The sequence below is a fragment of the Paenibacillus sp. GSMTC-2017 genome, from assembly GCF_016019935.1.
GTDB lineage: Bacteria > Bacillota > Bacilli > Paenibacillales > Paenibacillaceae > Pristimantibacillus.
Genome location: NZ_JAECMT010000002.1, coordinates 162,304 through 180,741 on the forward strand (window position 1 = coordinate 162,304; position 18,438 = coordinate 180,741).

General features: G+C 42.1%; 17 protein-coding genes. 2 read left to right on the top strand and 15 right to left on the bottom strand.

The genetic code is table 11. The features are described from left to right. Positions 1-63: 63 nt before the first annotated feature. The 8 genes from I6N90_RS07980 to pdhA form a co-directional block, all read right to left on the bottom strand. Complete coding sequence (locus I6N90_RS07980; protein ID WP_197935006.1) at positions 64-1,551, bottom strand: glutamate synthase subunit beta; 1,488 nt, start codon at positions 1,549-1,551, stop codon at positions 64-66. 221 nt (positions 1,552-1,772) lie between these two features. Further along, complete coding sequence (locus I6N90_RS07985) at positions 1,773-2,267, bottom strand: dihydrofolate reductase (RefSeq protein WP_197935007.1); 495 nt, start codon at positions 2,265-2,267, stop codon at positions 1,773-1,775. Positions 2,268-2,303: 36 nt separating this feature from the next. Continuing rightward, positions 2,304-3,263: a thymidylate synthase gene (locus tag I6N90_RS07990; RefSeq protein ID WP_197935008.1), complete on the bottom strand. Its 960-nt coding sequence runs from the start codon at positions 3,261-3,263 to the stop codon at positions 2,304-2,306. A gap of 277 nt (positions 3,264-3,540) precedes the next feature. Continuing rightward, positions 3,541-4,071: an acyl-CoA thioesterase gene (locus I6N90_RS07995; protein WP_232242777.1), complete on the bottom strand. Its 531-nt coding sequence runs from the start codon at positions 4,069-4,071 to the stop codon at positions 3,541-3,543. 83 nt (positions 4,072-4,154) lie between these two features. After that, positions 4,155-5,570 (bottom strand): dihydrolipoyl dehydrogenase, encoded by a 1,416-nt coding sequence (gene lpdA / locus I6N90_RS08000; protein ID WP_197935009.1) that lies wholly within the window; start codon positions 5,568-5,570, stop codon positions 4,155-4,157. 3 nt (positions 5,571-5,573) lie between these two features. Beyond that, positions 5,574-6,875: a dihydrolipoamide acetyltransferase family protein gene (locus I6N90_RS08005; protein WP_197935010.1), complete on the bottom strand. Its 1,302-nt coding sequence runs from the start codon at positions 6,873-6,875 to the stop codon at positions 5,574-5,576. 65 nt (positions 6,876-6,940) lie between these two features. After that, positions 6,941-7,918: an alpha-ketoacid dehydrogenase subunit beta gene (locus I6N90_RS08010; RefSeq protein ID WP_197935011.1), complete on the bottom strand. Its 978-nt coding sequence runs from the start codon at positions 7,916-7,918 to the stop codon at positions 6,941-6,943. A 30-nt stretch (positions 7,919-7,948) separates the two neighbouring features. Then, a complete protein-coding gene (gene pdhA, locus I6N90_RS08015; RefSeq protein WP_197935012.1) occupies positions 7,949-9,016 on the bottom strand; it encodes a pyruvate dehydrogenase (acetyl-transferring) E1 component subunit alpha in 1,068 nt (355 codons plus the stop codon). Between the two features lie 285 nt (positions 9,017-9,301). Here pdhA and I6N90_RS08020 point away from each other — a divergent pair, with 285 nt between their 5' ends. Then, entirely contained in the window at positions 9,302-10,039 is a 738-nt protein-coding gene (locus I6N90_RS08020; protein ID WP_197935013.1) for an alpha/beta hydrolase, read from the top strand. 43 nt (positions 10,040-10,082) lie between these two features. Here I6N90_RS08020 and I6N90_RS08025 read toward each other — a convergent pair whose 3' ends face one another. Further along, a complete protein-coding gene (locus I6N90_RS08025; protein ID WP_197935014.1) occupies positions 10,083-10,592 on the bottom strand; it encodes a low molecular weight protein-tyrosine-phosphatase in 510 nt (169 codons plus the stop codon). A 3-nt stretch (positions 10,593-10,595) separates the two neighbouring features. Continuing rightward, a complete protein-coding gene (locus tag I6N90_RS08030; protein ID WP_197935015.1) occupies positions 10,596-11,264 on the bottom strand; it encodes a trimeric intracellular cation channel family protein in 669 nt (222 codons plus the stop codon). 198 nt (positions 11,265-11,462) lie between these two features. Between I6N90_RS08030 and I6N90_RS08035 the strand changes: the two genes are divergently transcribed. Continuing rightward, positions 11,463-12,101 (top strand): thiamine diphosphokinase, encoded by a 639-nt coding sequence (locus I6N90_RS08035; RefSeq protein WP_197935016.1) that lies wholly within the window; start codon positions 11,463-11,465, stop codon positions 12,099-12,101. Here the strand turns inward: I6N90_RS08035 and I6N90_RS08040 are convergent. From I6N90_RS08040 to I6N90_RS08060, 5 genes are all read right to left on the bottom strand, one after another. After that, entirely contained in the window at positions 12,098-14,110 is a 2,013-nt protein-coding gene (locus I6N90_RS08040) for an endonuclease MutS2 (RefSeq protein WP_197935017.1), read from the bottom strand. The two genes, I6N90_RS08035 and I6N90_RS08040, sit on opposite strands and share 4 nt — an antisense overlap. Before the next feature lie 419 nt (positions 14,111-14,529). Then, positions 14,530-16,062, bottom strand: a complete 1,533-nt coding sequence (locus I6N90_RS08045) for a glycine betaine uptake BCCT transporter (RefSeq protein ID WP_197935018.1) — start codon at positions 16,060-16,062, stop codon at positions 14,530-14,532. A 132-nt stretch (positions 16,063-16,194) separates the two neighbouring features. Continuing rightward, positions 16,195-16,869, bottom strand: coding sequence for a GNAT family N-acetyltransferase (locus tag I6N90_RS08050; protein WP_197935019.1), 675 nt, complete (start codon positions 16,867-16,869; stop codon positions 16,195-16,197). A 28-nt stretch (positions 16,870-16,897) separates the two neighbouring features. Then, on the bottom strand, positions 16,898-17,557 hold the full coding sequence (locus tag I6N90_RS08055) for a GNAT family N-acetyltransferase (RefSeq protein WP_197935020.1): 660 nt from the start codon (positions 17,555-17,557) through the stop codon (positions 16,898-16,900). Further along, the gene (locus I6N90_RS08060) at positions 17,550-18,419 is read right to left on the bottom strand and encodes a carbon-nitrogen hydrolase family protein (protein WP_197935021.1); all 870 of its coding nucleotides are present in this window, start codon (positions 18,417-18,419) and stop codon (positions 17,550-17,552) included. The genes I6N90_RS08055 and I6N90_RS08060 overlap by 8 nt, the downstream gene beginning before the upstream one ends. Positions 18,420-18,438 lie beyond the last annotated feature (19 nt).

Genomic DNA, 18,438 nt, shown 5'->3' on the forward strand with positions numbered 1-18,438 from the left:
CGCTTCTATTAGCTAGTATAATTGCTATTTCAATTCATAAAAATGTAGATTTAGCCACATCCATTATGGAAGCATAGATGAACCTGTCAAATATTTATCAACTTCACGAGCAGCTTCACGACCTTCGTTAATCGCCCAAACGACCAAACTTTGACCACGACGCATATCGCCTGCTGCAAATACTTTTTCTACATTTGTGTTGTATTTTCCATATTTCGCTTTTACGTTTGTACGACGATCTTGTTCCAGACCAAGTTGCTCGATCAACGTTGTTTCAGGTCCTTCAAAGCCAACCGCAATGAATACAAGGTCTGCTGGCCATACTTTTTCAGTACCTTCAAGCTCTTTATAAATCTTACGTCCCGTTTCGTCAACAGTACGTTCGATTTGTACCGTATGAAGTTCCTTCAACTTGCCATTTTCGTCACCGATGAATTTTTTTGTCAATACGGAGAATGCACGAGGATCTTCTCCATACAACGCTTTAGCTTCCTCTTGTGCATAGTCAAGCGTATACACATTCGGGAACTGTGGCCAAGGGTTGTTGATCGGATCACGCTCAAGCGGCGCCTTACCAACCGTACCGAATTGAGTAACAGACTTACATCCATGTCTGAGGGCAGTTGCTACACAGTCCGTACCTGTATCTCCGCCGCCGATAACGATAACATCTTTATCTTTTGCTGAGATGTATTGTCCATCTTCCAAGTTGGAGTCAAGGTAACTCTTAATTGTTCCGTTCAAATAATCCATCGCCATATGAACGCCGTCCAAGTCACGGCCTTCTATCTCGACATCACGTGCACGAGTAGATCCACCGCAAAGTACAACTGCATCAAATTGCTCAACGAGCTCGCTTGCTGTAATATCTTTGCCAATTTCCGTATTTGTTACGAACGTAATGCCTTCTTCAGTCATAATATCAACACGACGTTGTACAACATGTTTCTCAAGCTTCATTGTTGGGATTCCGTAAGTTAGCAACCCGCCGATGCGGTCAGCACGCTCATAAACCGTTACTGTATGTCCAGCTTTGTTGAGCTGAGCTGCTGTAGCAAGTCCTGCAGGGCCTGAGCCAACAACTGCTACACGTTTGCTAGTACGTACCTTTGGAGGATGAGGGACAACCCAGCCCTCTTCAAAGCCGCGTTCGATAATCGCATTTTCGATTGTCTTGATCGTAACAGCATCACCAATCAGACCTACCGTACATGAACCTTCACATGGTGCTGGACAAACTCGACCAGTAAACTCTGGGAAGTTGTTCGTCTTATGCAGACGTTCCAATGCTTCACGCCACAGACCTCTATAGATCAAATTGTTCCACTCTGGAATCAAATTGTTTACAGGGCAACCAGAGACAGAACCAGCAAGTTCCATTCCTGTATGACAATAAGGTGTACCACAATCCATACAGCGTGCACCCTGTGTACGGAGTTGCTCGTCTGACAAATGCTTATGAAATTCATTCCAGTCATTAATACGTTCAAGCGGGTCGCGATCGGCCGGCAATTCGCGCTGATATTCCATAAATCCAGTAGGTGTTGACATGATCGCAGTTCCTCCATCCCTGTTTCCCGATTGCATTAGAAATCATTCTATTTCAAACTATATCGGGAATTCATATTTTATTCAACAATAAACTTTCACGAGAAAGCCGAGAACTATATTATACCATGCTAGCATTCTATTGTTTACCGCGTTAATGGACTATACGTACAATCATTTGCATTTTATGACGAATTGTTCGTCAAATCGTCAATGCCGCGACTTTAAACCTCATTATTTCGCTTAAAATGTTGCCATGTAAAGTTGAATTTATTTTTTTCATCTTTTTCTCTAAACTTGCTTTCTACCAATTGCCACTCAATCATTGAGAAAGTTGGAAAAAAAGCGTCAGCACTTTCAATTTCAACCTCTACATCTGTCACCAGAAGTGTATCCGCAAAAGGTAGGAACAACGAATAGATCTCGGCACCACCGATAACCATTAGTTCTTCATTACCGAATTGTTGAATCGTTTCTTCTACAGAATGAACAACCTCACACCCCTCTATTACTAAGTTCGGTTGCCTTGTCAAAATGACATTTTTTCTGTTAGGGAGTGGTCTTCCTAATGATTCATACGTCTTTCGTCCCATAAGGACGGTTTTCCCCGTAGTCGTCGCTTTGAAAAAAGCCATCTCTGCAGGAAGATGCCAAGGCATCTTGTTATCGACACCAATGGCACGATTACGATCCATTGCTGCTATTAATGTAATAGACATATCTATACCCTCCCTTTCAACAAAACAAACCAATAATTAAACAGCTACAGGAGCTTTTATGGCTGGATGCGGATCATATTGTTCAATAGTCAGATCAGAAAGCTCGAAATCAAATATAGACGACTTGTTCTCATTCAATTTCAATATAGGCAATTCCTTAGGTGCTCTCTCCAACTGAATCTCAATTTGATCCAAATGATTGGTATAAATATGTGCATCACCAAGCGTGTGTACAAAATCTCCTACTTGTAAACCGCATTCATGTGCGACAAGATGCGTGAGGAGTGCATAACTAGCAATATTGAATGGAATACCTAAAAATATGTCACCACTGCGTTGATAGAGCTGACAGGAAAGCTTACCTTCCGATACATAGAACTGAAACATCGTATGACAAGGTGGAAGCGCCATATTACGTGGCACATCTTCCGGATTCCATGCGGAAACCATTAATCTTCTTGAATCCGGATTCTTTTTGATCATTGCAATAACATCCTTGAGCTGATCAATTGTTTCCCCTTGCGATGTCTTCCACTCTCTCCACTGCTTACCATACACATTGCCAAGCTCTCCGTATTTATCCGCAAAGTCGTCGTCAGATAGGATTTGCGCTTTAAATGCATCCATCTGCTCGTTATATTGCACTGCAAAAGCAGCATCGGATTGTGAACGCAATCCGAAATCGGTCATATCTGGACCCCTGTAATCAGTACTCTCAATCCACTTCTTAAACGCCCACTCATTCCAAATGTTATTATTATGTTGAAGAAGATAACGAATGTTTGTATCTCCTTTAATAAACCAGAGCAGTTCGCTTGCTACAAGTCGGAAAGGAACTCTCTTTGTGGTTAGCAAAGGAAATCCTTCGCTTAGCGGGAAACGCATTTGGTAACCAAAAGTAGAAATCGTACCCGTTCCAGTTCGATCATCTTTTCTAACGCCTTTATCCAGCACGTCTCTCAATAACTGCAAATAGGCTTGTTCGCTGTTACTCATAATCGATTTACTCCTCTCAAAGTTTTGCGCAGCAAAACTTACTTCGTAAGAATATGCTTAGTTTTGTGCAGCAAAACTTACTTCGTAAGAATATGCTTAGTTTTGCGCAGCAAAACTTACTTCGTAAGAATATGCTTAGTTTTGTGCAGCAAAACTTACTTCGTAAGAATATGCTTAGTTTTGCGCAGCAAAACTTACTTCGTAAGATTACACATTGTATTTCATAGCCAGTCGCCCGATTTGTCTATATGTAGACAAAATAATCATCATTATACCACTAGTTGATCGACCTGTCCTGCTTTCGTTTTTTTCGTAACTCATATCTTTCAGGTGCAGATGCAAAAAGATGCTGCTCAAGCTCGCTTTCTGGCACTACAGAAGGAACACGACAACTTTTACCATTCTCATCAAGTGCTACAAATGTGAAGAAAGCTGTGACCATTACTTTGCGAACACCAGAATACAAGTTCTCTGAAGTTACAGTCACATAGGTTTCCATTGAGCTCCGACTTGTCCATGAAACGAATGCTTCAACCTCAATCACTTCGCCTACTTGAATAGGTGCTAAAAAATCGAGACTATCTGTGGAAGCTGTTACAACACGTGTTCTTGAATGTCGCATAGCAGCAATAGCCGCAACTTTATCCATATACTCCATTAGTTTACCACCAAACATCGTATCATGATGGTTCGTATCAAGTGGGAATATAAGTTGCGTCATTAATGTTTTAGATTCGCTTGCACGTTTTGATTCAGGTTGCATCATACGATCAAACTCCTCTCGCTTCGCATCTTTCCCTCTCATCATGCATTATATGCACAAAGAGGCCGCGACGGCTCAAATGTGCCGCGTGACCTCTTTGTTATTGTTAATTATATAAGATGATTCAATTATTTAATGAAAGTATGAATTGGGTGTCCAAGAGCAACTTCAGCTGCGTCAAGTACGATTTCACCAAGTGTTGGGTGAGCATGGATTGTAAGAGCGATATCTTCAAGAGTAGCGCCCATTTCAATACCAAGAGCAAGCTCAGCGATCATGTTAGAAGCTTCAATTCCGATAATTTGAGCGCCAAGAACAAGACCGGAGTCTGCATCAGCGACAAGTTTCACGAAACCTTCGTTTGCGTTAAGCGACATAGCACGTCCATTGATTGCGAACGGGAATTTGCCAACTTTAACGTTATGACCGTTGTCTTTTGCTTCTTTTTCGCTAAGTCCAACGCTTGCGCATTCTGGATCAGAGAAACATACAGCAGGTACACATTTGTAATCGATAACGCTTGGCTGACCGGAAATTGCTTCAGCAGCTACGCGACCTTCGTACATTGCTTTGTGCGCAAGCGCAGGTCCAGCAATAATATCGCCGATTGCATAGATGTGAGGAATGTTCGTACGGCATTGCGCATCAACTTCAACCAAACCACGATCAGTCGTTTTCACGTTGATCAGGTCTAGGCCTAGCTCGCCATCCGTATTCGGACGACGACCTACAGTTACTAGCAAGTAGTCTGCAGTTACTTTTTCTTCTTTGTCACCAACTGTGTAAGTTACAGTTACATCGTTATCCGTTTGCTCAGCGCTTTTCGCTTGTGCACCAGTAATGATGTCAACATGAGTACTTTTCAGTTTCTTCGCAACGATGGAAGACATGTCTTTATCGAAGCCTGGAAGAATAGCATCAGAACCTTCGATAACAGTAACCTTCGTGCCGAATTTGGAGTACATTTGGCCAAGCTCAATACCGATATATCCGCCGCCGATTACTACAAGGCTTTTCGGAATTTCAGGAAGAGACAAGGCGCCAGTGGAAGAAACGATACGTCCGCTGAATGGGAATGCTTTAAGCTCGATTGGACGTGAGCCTGTAGCGATAATACAGTTTTTAAAACGGTAACGAGGCGCTTCTTGATCGTTGAATACGCGCGCTTCGTTTTCGTTGATGAACATTACTTCACCTTGGAAGTATTGAACTTTGTTCGCTTTAAGCAAGGAAGCTACGCCGCCTGTAAGCTTTTTAACGATTCCGTTTTTGAATGCTTGAACTTTAGTGAAGTCAACTTTCGCTTCGCCAACTTCAATACCGAAAGCGGAAGCATGGCTGATGGATTCATATTGATGTGATGCCGAGATTAGCGCTTTGGAAGGAATACATCCAACGTTCAAACAAACGCCGCCAACATGTTCTTTGTCTACGATAAGCACATTTTGACCAAGTTGAGCTGCACGAATTGCTGCAACATATCCACCAGGACCTGCGCCAATGATTAGAGTATCAATATCTAATGAAGCATCTCCAACTACCATTCGTTAAACCTCCATTATGAACAGTTCAGGTTGACCCAGAAGCTGTTTGATATAATTCATAAAGTTTTGAGCAGTTGCGCCGTCGATTAAACGGTGGTCGAAGCTAAGGGAAAGCGCCATAACTGGAGCAGCTACAATCTCTCCGTCACGTACGATTGCTTTTTCAGTAATACGGCCAGTACCCAATATCGCAACTTCAGGGAAGTTGATTACTGGAGTAAAGAACATACCGCCAGCAGATCCGATGTTGGAAATGGAAATTGTGCTTCCTCTTAGTTCATTAGCTGAAAGCTTGCCATCGCGGCCACGTACAGCTAGGTCACGGATAGAGTCTGCAACCATAAAGAGGTTTTTACGATCAGCATCTTCGATAACAGGAACGATCAAGCCGTTGTCTGTATCTGTAGCGATACCGATGTTGTAATATTTACGCAATACGATTTCTTGATTTTGCTCATCAAGCGTTGCATTCATAATAGGGAACTGACGGCATGCTGCCACCAATGCTTTTACGATGAACGGCAAGTAAGTAAGCTTGGAGCCTTTTTTCTCAGCATATGGCTTGTATTTCGCACGCAAAGCAACAAGCTCTGTTACGTCTACTTCATCCATGATCGTTACATGAGGAGCCGTGTATACCGATTTAACCATCGCGTTAGCGATTGCTTTACGGATACCTTTGAATGGTACGCGCTCTTCAGGACGATAAGCTGTGCCTGCTGCTACTGGTGCAGCAGCTTTTGGTGCTGCTTCTGCATTACTTTGTGCTTGTTCTGCAGCTGGAGCTTCAACTGCCCCTTGTGCTGGCGCGCCGCCGAATCCAGTTACGTCATCACGAGTAATACGTCCGTTTTTACCAGTGCCGCTTACTTGTGTAAGGTCTACGCCCTTTTCACGAGCAAATTTGCGAACGCTTGGCGTTGCAAGAACTAATGAGTTAGTAGCTTTTACTTCAGCTTGAGGTGCAGGAGCCGCTGCCGGAGCAGGTGTGCTTGCAGCCGCTGGAGCAGCTTCTTCTTTTTTAGGTGCTTCTACTGCAGGAGCAGCTTGCTCTGGAACGTCACCTTCTGCGTCAATAATAGCAACTACGTCGCCAACATGACACACTTGACCGTCCTTTACAAACACTTCTAGTACTTTGCCGTTAACTGGGCAAGGCACTTCCACAATAGCTTTATCGTTCTGTACTTCCAAAATAATATCATCGTCAGTCACTGTAGCACCCGGCTTAATGAGTACTTTAATAATTTCGCCTTCATGCAAGCCTTCGCCGAGTTCCGGGAATCGATATTCGAATTTAGCCACCGATGGTAACCTCCTTTGAAATTCTAATCTTATGTGAGATGAAGAGTGTCGCCACTCTTCATGAATTAAAAGTTAATTACTTTATGTGCAGCTGCAACAACGCGAGCTGTAGATGGCAACCAAGCATCTTCCACTTGTGCAAACGGATATACAGTATCTGGGCCAGCAACACGAAGAACTGGTGCTTCTAGGTGAAGAATAGCTTTTTCGTTAATTTGTGCAATAACTTCCGCAGCTACTCCAGATGTTTTTTGCGCTTCTTGAACGACAATCGCACGGTTTGTTTTTTGGATAGAAGCTACAAGTGTATCAATATCCAAAGGTACAAGTGAACGAAGATCGATTACTTCAGCTTTAATGCCTTCTTTTTCAAGCTCATCAGCAGCTTTAACAGCTGTATGAACCATCATGCCGTAAGCGATAATTGTAACGTCGCTACCTTCGCGAACAACGTTAGCTTTACCGATTTCAACTGTGTAGTCGCCTTCTGGAACTTCAGCTCTGAACGCATGGTACAGGTTAAGATGCTCCATAAAGAATACAGGGTCATTGTCACGAATTGCTGCGATCAATAGACCTTTTGCATCGTAAGGGTTTGAAGGAATTACAACTTTAATACCAGGTGTTTGAACTGCCAAACCTTCTAGTGAGTCAGTGTGCAATTCAGCCGCTTTTACACCGCCGCCGAAAGGCGTACGGAATACGATTGGTGAGTTGTAACGACCGCCAGAACGGTAACGCATACGTGCTGCTTGGATAAACATTTGATCCATTGCTTCATATATAAAACCGACGAATTGAATTTCAGCAACTGGACGGAATCCTTGGATACCCATACCAACTGCCAAACCGCCAATAGCAGATTCAGCAAGCGGTGTATCGAATACGCGCTCTTCGCCAAATTCACCTTGTAGTCCTTCAGTTGCACGGAATACGCCGCCGACCTTACCGACATCTTCACCGAATACTAATACGTTTGGATCGCGTTTAAGTTCAACGCGCATCGCATCACGGATCGCTTCTTTCATATTCATTTGAGCCATGTTAATAGATCCTCCTTTGCTTAGGGCTTATTATTGGAAATCAGCTTTTTGCTCTTCAAGATGCTGTGGTGTAGTTTCAAACATCGAATCGATCAAACCTGCAACAGTCATTTTCTCAACTGCTTCAGCTTTTTTGATCTGTTCGTTTACAGTTGCCTTCGCCTCTTCTTTTACGCGAGCTGTTTCTTCATCAGACCATAGTCCTTTGCTTTCCAAGAACTTGCCAAAACGGATAAGTGGATCTCTTGGAGCCCAATCTGTTTCTTCTTCTTTAGTACGGTATTTGGACGTATCGTCTGCCATTGAGTGAGGACGGTAACGATACGTAATCATTTCGATCAATGTTGCTCCGCCGCCATTACGTGCATGCTCTGCAGCATCACGAACAGCTTTAATAACTGCAAGAACATCCATACCATCAACTTGAACGCCTTTGATGCCGGCAGCAATTGCTTTGTGTGCAACTGACAATGCAGCTGTTTGTTTTGCGTATGGAGTAGTAATTGCATAACCATTGTTTTGTACAACATAAATCGCCGGAAGCTTAAATGCTCCAGCAAAGTTTAGACCTTCATAGAAGTCGCCTTCTGATGAACCACCGTCACCAGTGTAAGTGATTGCTACGCGCTTCTCACCTTTTTTCTTGAATGCCATAGCAACGCCAGTAGCATGCAAGATTTGAGCACCAATAATGATTTGTGGCATAAGTACATGAACATCCTCAGGAATGTTACCACCTTGTTGATGTCCGCGAGAATATAGGAACGCCTGGTAAAGTGGAAGTCCATGCCACACAAGTTGCGGCATATCACGATAGCCTGGGCAAATGAAGTCATCTTTATTAAGTGCATATTCGCTTCCGATCATGGAAGCTTCTTGTCCTGATACTGGTGCATAGAATCCTAGACGGCCTTGACGACCCAAGTTTACTGCACGCTCGTCCCATGTACGAGTGAAAACCATGCGGTACATAATCTCTTTAAGTTGGTCATCAGATAGGTCCGGCATAAATTCTGGGTTGGTTACGTCTCCATCGAGTGACAACACAGTTAGCGGTGTGACCGGTTCTGTTTGAACTTCGTATGGCAGTTTGCTCATTTTGAACGCTCACCTCAATCGAAATATTTGAAAATCGTGTATCTCTGTTATAGAATTATTATAACCCTGTTTAACGATATTGGTCAAAGCAAAAAACAAAAAAAACGTTGATTATTCGCCCTTTCTAGTCATTCTGTCACAAAATTGTATATGCTACAGAGTTAAAAAAACAGTATAACAGCATAATACAACAGCAAAATAATACAAGCTTGTCCCTTCTTCACCTTACTATTGTTTACCCACTGTAGCCGTATTCCATTCAATAATACAGAAGGAGAATTTACAATGTCCGATGATCGTTATTTAAAACGAACTATTTTGAAAGAAACAGTAACCAGCAAATGGCTGCCAGAAGGTGAACGCAATTTACGCGTATTCCTTCCTCCTGGTTATAACGACTTGCTTAGTTACCCTGTTGTATTTTGCCAAGATGGCGAAGATTTTTTCAACTTTGGCCGAATCGCTACAACAGCAACTAAACTTATTTTAGACGAAGGATTAGAACCTTTCATTATAGTAGGCGTCGATGTGGACAAAAAGGTTCGTACAGCCGAGTATGCTCCTGATGGAGATCGTCACGCCGCTTATGTTCGTTTCTTTGCTGAGGAACTGTTGCCGTTTATCGAGGAACGTTTCCCCGTTCGACGTGAACCTGAGCATCGATTATTAGCAGGCGACTCACTTGGCGGTTCAGTGTCCCTTCACATTGCACTGCAATACCCTCAATTGTTCACTCGAGTTATGTCTTTGTCTGGTGCATACTACGGCATGTCACAAAGCATTATTGGCAACTGCTATGACCTCAGTTGGCTAACTATTTATATGATTGTCGGGTTACAAGAAACTGCTTTCGAAACCGATACGGGAGTATATGATTTTGTCGCAATCAATCGTAATGCTAAGGCACTTCTGGAGCAAAAGGATGCCAACATCTTTTATGAAGAAAAAGATGGCAAGCATCAATGGGGATTCTGGCAACAAGAAGTACCTCAAGCTTTGCGCTTCTTTATTGAAGTAGAATAACGTTCATATAATGACAGAAGAAAAGGCTGACTAGACGTTGGATTTATTCCAGCGCCAAGTCGGCCTTTATTTGTTTGAGGAGCGCTCTGCATCCTTCATCTACTAGTTCATATACAAACGGGAAATTCCCTTCATAGTATGGGTCCGGCACATCCGCTATCCCACGGTCTGGCAACAACTCCATGAAGGTTAATACTTTAGCACTGCTACCATTCGCTGCTCCAATCTTCGGGACAGCATTTGTTATTAGCTCGTTAACATCTTTTAAATTTTTTGTATCCATACAAATGAGGTAATGAAATGAGCTGAAATCTGCCTTATCAACCAAGCGCGATTTCATTCCTTCATATGAAATTTGATGTTCATCGAGTATTTTTCTCGTTCCTTCATGAGGCGGATGTCCAAGATGCCAATCACCTGTCCCGGCAGAATCAATTTCGATTCGATCTGACAAACCTTCTTCTTTGACCAAATGACGCATAACAGCTTCGGCCATTGGTGATCGGCAAATGTTACCTAGACATACAAACAAAATTCGTGCTGCTGACTTCATCGATCAAACATCTCTTTTCTCAAATTGGTTTCGGGTTGTTCCAGGTAAAACAGGATCAGTAATAAATGCTCCTTTCAGTGAGCGACGCGGCAACTTCCACTTGAAATAAACCGATAACATACGGAACGTAATTATAATAACAAACAGAATAAGCAACTCAGTAGTTGTAACAAACCAGCCGAGACCAATAGCTAGTCCTGCTAGCATTGCCCATACTGCGTAAATTTCATCCTTCAACACAAGCGGTTTACGTCCAGCCAGTACATCACGGATAATACCTCCGCCTATTCCAGTCATCATCGCTGCTACTAGAACGGCACTTATAGGATGTCCCATCTTCGTTGCATAGAGTGCGCCCTGAATTGCGAATGCAGATAATCCTATTGCGTCAAAAAAAGCTTCACTGCGACGCCAACGCAATATCCATCTGACAGGCAATAAAAAGGCAATTGTCATAGCGATGAGTGCAATTTTTAATAAATAACCTTGATTCCAGATCGAAGTTACAGGTAAGCCAATAAGCAAATTTCGAACGACTCCCCCACCGAATGCGGTCACAAGTCCAAGAACGTACACGCCTAAGATGTCATATTCTTCTTCCATCGCCACAACCGCGCCGCTTACTGCGAAGGCTATCGTTCCGATGATGCTGAATATGTTGAAAATATCCATACCCACAGCTTATGTCCCCGCTTCCCGATCTATATACAAAATGAAGTGGTCGTACCATCCCTTACCATTTTAGCGCCGCTCTAACTACTTGGCAACGACTAATTTCGACTAATTGTCGGATGATCATTTAAACGATATACTGAAACTCATGTACATTTTTGCACAATATCGAAGGCTTGAAAGGATGACCACATAAGTATGAAACAACGGATCGTTATTTGCACCGGAGGCAGTCTTGGCCCATGGGCACTTAATCATATTAATGAAGAAGATATTTTAATAGGTGCTGACAGCGGTGCCCGCTTCCTAATCGAACAAGGATATTGGCCAGAAATCGCAATTGGTGACTTTGATTCTGTCTCTCCAGAAGAAATGGAGCAAATTAGAGATCGAAGCCACCGTACAATCGAATGTGATCCCATAGACAAAAATTATACAGATACTGAAATGGCCTTTAGACTAGCATTAGATATGAAACCTGCTTGCATTTTACTTCTTGGAGCATTAGGCAGTCGCTTTGACCATTCACTTAGTAACATCCATTTACTCAATCTCGCACTTGAGAGCGGCATTGAAGCTATGGTCATCGACAGCAACAATTGTATTCGCCTCATCAATGACACTACAACAATTACACCTAGCCAATACAAGCAAGTATCGCTCCTTCCGCTTTCATTAGAAGTATCAGGAATCACGCTTACAGGATTTCAATACCCGTTGCGTAATGCTACGATCAAGATTGGTGAATCAATTGGCATAAGCAACGTTCTTTTAGAAGAACAAGGAACTATTGAACTTAAGCAAGGCCATCTGCTTGTTATCCAAAGCAGTGACTAACGCTGCTGATCTTGCGATATCGTTATTTCCAGACCTTCCACATGCTTTCGGCTCATCGAATGACGAATCTTTCTATTTTCTTTCGACTCGAATACGATATCCAGATCATATGTTTCATCAGGGTACAGCTTTTCTTTAGGAATATATATTTTTAACCTCTTATGATTGAAGCTTAGTTTCTCTTCTTTCACTTGAACGATAACGACACCTTTAACATCTGCGGGCTGGTATACAACACCAGCTCTTTTTAGCGGGTAAATCCACACAACATCGCCTTTTTCGAACTTCTTTTTTATCGGCGCATTATTGTCACTTTGAGATCGGCCTCCATTTGCAGAATCCTTAGCATTAAATTCGTTACTCACATCTAATTTCAGTTTGTTTTTATCAACGTTATGTTTGTTCCTTTTGGTACTCTCGCTCACTATTACTGATTCACTTTCATATCTAGTTGCTTCTGGTATTTCAATACGTGCAGCATTGTTTCTACCTAATAGTAACTTCTCTGCTCGGATCACAACTGTTTCGGGCAAACCATACCTCCTCGCTATCGCAAATGCTTGGCTATCTCCAGCTTCTCCGATCTCTAGACGGTAAAGAGGTTGTAACGTTTCTGGGTCAAAAGCCATTCTTCCGTTCTGACAACCTTTCGTTTTGGCCGCAAACGTTTTTATTTCATTAAAATGTGTAGTTGCTACCACTAATGCATCCCGTTCCAGAAACTGTTCTAATACTGCTATCGATAATGCTATCCCTTCCGTCGGATCAGTACCAGCTGCAAGTTCATCTAACAATAGTAATGATCTTGGGCCAGCATGTTTCAACATTTCACCTAACACGGTAATGTGGGAGGAAAACGTACTTAAGTTTTGTTCCAAGCTTTGACCGTCACCAACATCTGCGACAATGTGCTTAAATAGTCCTAGCTTACTACCCTGTTCAGCTGGTATGAGCAGACCTGATTGATTCATAATCGTGAACAATCCGATCGTCTTGAGTGTTACCGTTTTACCGCCCGTATTAGGTCCGGTAATCATTAACTGTTTCCAGCCTATCCCTAGTTCAACATCAAGTGGAATACTAGCTTGAGGTAAAAAGGGATGTTTCGCGCCAACTAACTTAATGATAGGCTCATCACAAATCTCGATCCGTTTGCCTCCGCAGCTTCTAGCGAACTTAGCTCTAGCCATTAAATAGTCTAACGAGGCCATCGCTTGCACATTCGTTTTTAACTCTGAACTGTAGTCATCAGCCAACTGTGACAATTTGGATAAGATAACCGTTCTCTCACGATCTTCTGATGTTTTCCACTGCTGTAACTCTCTTTGAAGTTCAGTTACTTCAGTAGGTTCAATGAACACAGTCTGCCCGCTTGATGATTCATCAAGTACAGATCCCGGAACATGTTTACGAAGCTCGCGTTTAACTGAAAGAACAAATCTTTCGCTTCGTTTACTTATAACGTTTTCTTGTAAGAAACTTCGATATTTACCCATTGCTTGTTCCATTCTGCGATGGATCTTATCTTCTGCAGAATAGATTTGTCTACGAATATAGGCTAGATCAGCACTTGCTTCATCCCGTAAAATGCCATAGCGAAGACATCGTTCTAGCTCTTCTCGAAGTAGAGGGCAATCATGCATGGAATCTGCGTAACCTGATATCGTCGGAGCAATATGGCGCTTACTATTCATATATCTTTTCATTTGCGCAACCGAAGTTAACCAAACGACAAGTTGTTCGAGCTCTTGTTCTGTATAGATTCGACCCTTCCCTAAAAGTGATAAAAATGGTTCAATCCCATCCATTGCTGACAATGGAATACTTGCTCCGCTTGCGAGTAACTCAGCTCCTTCGAATGTTTCTTGCTGCCAAGCAAGTACCCTCCCATAATCAGAGCTTGGTTTCATTCCTTCTGCAAGCTTCTTTCCAGCAGGTGATACAGCCATACTTACAACGATCTCTTTTACTTTTGAAAATTCTAATTTGACCAGTGTTGCTTCGTTCATTGCTAATTCCTCCTTTTTTTGGGCAAAAAAATAGACAGGAACAGAACGCGGGCGCGCTCCATTCCTGTCCTTAAACGATGATATACCTGAACGACTTAAATGTTATAAGCATAATTGCTCACAAAAAATAAGCATAAAAAAACCGCGCTGCTAGAGCACGGTGATCAGGCCATCATCCCGTAGGCGTCAGGCGGAAATCCACATGTTCTCAACTCTTGGCATCAGATCACGAAATTAAGCCTCTGAAAACACACAACTCATAATGAGCGTATGTCCAGTGCCATATCAATGGTCTGACTTTATCCAATTTATGAGTTAAGAACACCTGCAAACATTAAAATTTCCCCTTTCGCCATTCAAAAACTACTTTTATATTACTAAATCCAATTTGTCCAAGTCAAGTCACAATTATTAATTAATTACACATCATGCTGATCAATGAGCTCATCAAGTTTCCTTCTCCGTTTACGTTCACGAACTCGATGTAATTTATCCTCTTCCTTCAAACAACGAAGAAGAGCGAAACACATCCCAACAATAATTAAAGCAAATGGCAAAGATGTAATAATGGATGCAGTCTGAAGTCCCTTTAATCCACCGCTAAGAAGTAATACGACTGCAATCGTAGATTGAAGTACGCCCCACGTTAGCTTTATTGAAGCACTTGGATTCGGATTTCCGTTCTGTGACAACATGCCTAACACAAAAGTAGCCGAGTCTGCTGAGGTGACAAAAAAGATAATGATAAGAAGCGTTGCAAGTCCTGAAGCAATCATACCAAAGGGTAAGTGGCCTAACGTCACAAACAATGCAGAAGTCACATCCTTTTGAGCAAGCTCAGCAACTGGAATATGCTTCATTAACTCCATATGAAGTCCCGTTCCGCCAAATACCGAAAACCATACAAATCCGAGCAAACTAGGAACGATCAGAACACCTGAGACATATTCTTTAATCGTCCGACCTCTAGATACTCTTGCAATAAATGTACCTACAAACGGCGCCCATGCAATCCACCATGCCCAATAAAATAATGTCCAGTTGCCAATCCAGTTACTTTCCGAAAAAGGCATCAGACGTAAACTCATCTGTACAATGTTCTGAACATACGAACCGATCGTATTTGTTAACGTATCCATCAAAAAAGCAGTTGGACCGACTAGGAATACAAAAATCATGAGCAGAAACGCCATAAATAAATTAGTAGTACTTAATATTTTAATTCCTCGATCCAGTCCAGATAGCGTTGAAACCATAAATAAAACAGTTACGCAGGCAATAATCCACATTTGATTAAATGCTGAATTATCAAGTCCAAATATCGCATTCAAGCCGCCATTAATTTGCAAAGCACCTAATCCAAGCGATGTAGCAACCCCAAAAGCAGTCGCAATAATAGCAAGGATATCAATTCCTTTACCTAAAGGGCCGTTTACTCCTTTTTCACCAATCAATGGGTAAAAGGTCGAGCTGATGAGTCCCTTACGCCCTTTACGAAATTGATGATAGGCAAGTGCAAGACCTACAATCGTATAAATCGCCCAAGGATGCAATCCCCAATGAAAAAAGGAATAGCGCATCGCTACTCGCGCAGCTTCTGGTGTGCCGCCAGGTATCCCTTCAGGTGGAGTAAGATAATGGGAAAGCGGCTCTGCAACTCCCCAAAATACTAACCCAATTCCCATTCCTGTACTAAATAACATAGAAAACCACGCAGTTAATGAATATTCCGGCTCATCATCATCTGTCCCAAGCTTTATCCCGCCATACTTACCAAAGGCCAATATAAATGCAAAGATCAGAAAGAAAAACATCGCCATTAAATAAAACCATCCGAATTTTTCAATCGTATAGTCATAGACGATTGTCGATAAATCTGACATTCGCCCAGGCATTAGAGCTCCCCATGCAACAAATAACAAAATAAAGATCAAGGAAATCCAGAAGACCATTGCAGCCCCTCCTTTTTTCCCTTAGCATCTCCATTTTTAACAATAATATCATCGGTCACATTTTTGAATTATTTTTAAAAAAAGAACTGTCCCACATGTAGATATCTCTACAAATGTGACAGTCCTACTCGTTTATAATGGCAGAAGCTCGATTTGATCCTTTGTTTTCAATCTTTCAATCATTGCTAACCACTCTACTGGCTTGTTTGGCAGGGCAGAATAATACCCTTCTAGAAAAGTGACGATTAAAGCTGCATCGATGTGTGTAAGTTCCTCGTCTTGTGGTAAGAAACCTAGATCTAGCTCTGACACGGCTTGTCCTTCATGATCCCATGATGGATGAACATACTGTAAATCTACTTTTTTGTAACCAATATGAGACAATACTTCTCTTCTAACAAAAGGGTTCATAGGAGATACTCCTCCAAACTCATGCTCTGCAGTACGATATGGATCATAGATCTCGGCGAACATACCAATTGGAGTTGTACCTGACTCAATTGCTAACCGTTGCAAATCCTTCTCACGATTTCTCATTAGGAATCGACCTACTCCTAATGACGGTTTACCAATTATCGTAAAATCAGTCATCGCTACTTTTAGCTCAGGGTAATAACGATATTCGGTAGAACCAACTACTTCATCTCCAAGTATTGCAACATAAACATGAATACTAGCATCTAGAAGCGGCTCTCTCCACAACTCGTAAGCCAATACTTCTTCCGGTGGAAAAATAGTCCCAAGCAGTTCATGTAAAGGTTTAAAGTATGTATCTTCAATCGAAGTTATTCGATGGTACGTTAACATGATGTGCAACACTCCACTCCATTAAAGTTTAAACAAAAGGATTTCGCCATTCCATTGCGACTGCATAATTTAGCGATTGTTCGTCATCAAGGTAATCAGGTACGATAGCAACAGGTACACGTCCACAGCGTAGCATGAACGAAATTACCGGATCATTCCATTCCCCCGCCATTACTTTCTCCAAATACTTCTCAGGAGTTGCCTCAACTGCTTTCGCACTGTAGCCAGGCATTCGACCTCCACCTAAAAGACGTTGCAATCTTAAATGAACAACTGTCTCATACATCGATTGCATGAGCCATTTGCCTACTCCAGTTTTACGATAGTTGGGAGCGACACAGAGATCCACAACATAAAGGGTGTCTCCATTTATATTATGATTGCGAATATATCCTTCATCCGAAATAGCACTCCATTGATGCGAATAAACATAATCTTCCATCTTCACTATTAATCCAGTCATAGAGCCGACGACGGTACCATCAACCACAGCACAAAGCGCACCATCAGGAAATCTTGTAATATGCTCGTTAAGTTGTTCCCTATTCCAATGCAATTCTACTGGATAGGGTGGTGGAAAACTAACCCTCTGTACCTCAATTAATGCGTCTATATCATGAATCGAATAATTGCGAATAGTGGTATGAACTGGCACACCATCTTTTAACAAATATAGTTGTTTATTCACTTTCCACCCAGCTCGGATATAGATCAGTACGGCGATCTCGCCAAGTCATTACTGAACCATTCCGCCTTACTTCTTCTAATAAGCTAATATCCAAGTCTCCTACAACAAGCATATCGTCATTAATGACGCCTTCTGCAATGATTCCAGCTGGGGGAAATGGGATATCGTTTGGTGCAAGGATCGCTGCCTGTCCAAAGTTCGCTCTCATGAAATCTACTTTACGTAGTGCTCCAACAGTACCGGTAACGACTACGTATATTTGATTTTCAATCGTTCTTGCATGACAACAATAACGAACACGATAGAAGCCGTGCCTATCATCCGTACAGGATGGGCAGAAAATAACATCTGCCCCCTTCGCCCTTGCTATTCGTACGATTTCTGGAAACTCAATATCATAACAAGTAAGCATAGCGACTTTCCCATATTCAGTATCGAATACTTCGACACCATTTCCTGCAGACATATTCCACTCTGTAACTTCAGTTGGGGTAAGATGAATTTTATGCTGAACGTCAACATGTCCGTTTGGGTGGAACAAATGAGCCGCATTTCTTCTTTTCCCATCTTCCATTTCTACAACATGTGTACCACCCACGATATACATGTTATATGCTTTCGCTAGTGTGATGAATAGTTCTATATATGCCTCTGTAAAACTCGGTAATTTATCAATTGTAAGTGCTTCGCCGTTCTCATCGCCAATAGAAAGCAGCTGAGTGGTTAAGAACTCTGGAAACAATACGAATTGAACACCGTACTCTGAAGCGTTACGAACATAATGAGTTACTTGTGCTTCAAATTGTTGAAAGGACTCAATATCGGCCAGTTTGTACTGAACCGCAGCTGCACGAAATTTCATAAGAAGACATTCCCCCATG

What these genes read in the sequence shown, in the direction of transcription:
- I6N90_RS08035 (WP_197935016.1), top strand. Translation starts at nt 11,463, where the DNA reads ATGAAACAACGGATCGTTATTTGCACCGGAGGCAGTCTTGGCCCATGG.
- I6N90_RS08050 (WP_197935019.1), bottom strand. Translation starts at nt 16,869, where the DNA reads ATGTTAACGTACCATCGAATAACTTCGATTGAAGATACATACTTTAAA.
- I6N90_RS07995 (WP_232242777.1), bottom strand. Translation starts at nt 4,071, where the DNA reads ATGATGAGAGGGAAAGATGCGAAGCGAGAGGAGTTTGATCGTATGATG.
- I6N90_RS08025 (WP_197935014.1), bottom strand. Translation starts at nt 10,592, where the DNA reads ATGAAGTCAGCAGCACGAATTTTGTTTGTATGTCTAGGTAACATTTGC.
- I6N90_RS08045 (WP_197935018.1), bottom strand. Translation starts at nt 16,062, where the DNA reads ATGGTCTTCTGGATTTCCTTGATCTTTATTTTGTTATTTGTTGCATGG.
- I6N90_RS08030 (WP_197935015.1), bottom strand. Translation starts at nt 11,264, where the DNA reads ATGGATATTTTCAACATATTCAGCATCATCGGAACGATAGCCTTCGCA.
- I6N90_RS07990 (WP_197935008.1), bottom strand. Translation starts at nt 3,263, where the DNA reads ATGAGTAACAGCGAACAAGCCTATTTGCAGTTATTGAGAGACGTGCTG.
- pdhA (WP_197935012.1), bottom strand. Translation starts at nt 9,016, where the DNA reads ATGAGCAAACTGCCATACGAAGTTCAAACAGAACCGGTCACACCGCTA.
- I6N90_RS08010 (WP_197935011.1), bottom strand. Translation starts at nt 7,918, where the DNA reads ATGGCTCAAATGAATATGAAAGAAGCGATCCGTGATGCGATGCGCGTT.
- I6N90_RS08060 (WP_197935021.1), bottom strand. Translation starts at nt 18,419, where the DNA reads ATGAAATTTCGTGCAGCTGCGGTTCAGTACAAACTGGCCGATATTGAG.
- I6N90_RS07985 (WP_197935007.1), bottom strand. Translation starts at nt 2,267, where the DNA reads ATGTCTATTACATTAATAGCAGCAATGGATCGTAATCGTGCCATTGGT.
- lpdA (WP_197935009.1), bottom strand. Translation starts at nt 5,570, where the DNA reads ATGGTAGTTGGAGATGCTTCATTAGATATTGATACTCTAATCATTGGC.
- I6N90_RS08040 (WP_197935017.1), bottom strand. Translation starts at nt 14,110, where the DNA reads ATGAACGAAGCAACACTGGTCAAATTAGAATTTTCAAAAGTAAAAGAG.
- I6N90_RS08020 (WP_197935013.1), top strand. Translation starts at nt 9,302, where the DNA reads ATGTCCGATGATCGTTATTTAAAACGAACTATTTTGAAAGAAACAGTA.
- I6N90_RS07980 (WP_197935006.1), bottom strand. Translation starts at nt 1,551, where the DNA reads ATGTCAACACCTACTGGATTTATGGAATATCAGCGCGAATTGCCGGCC.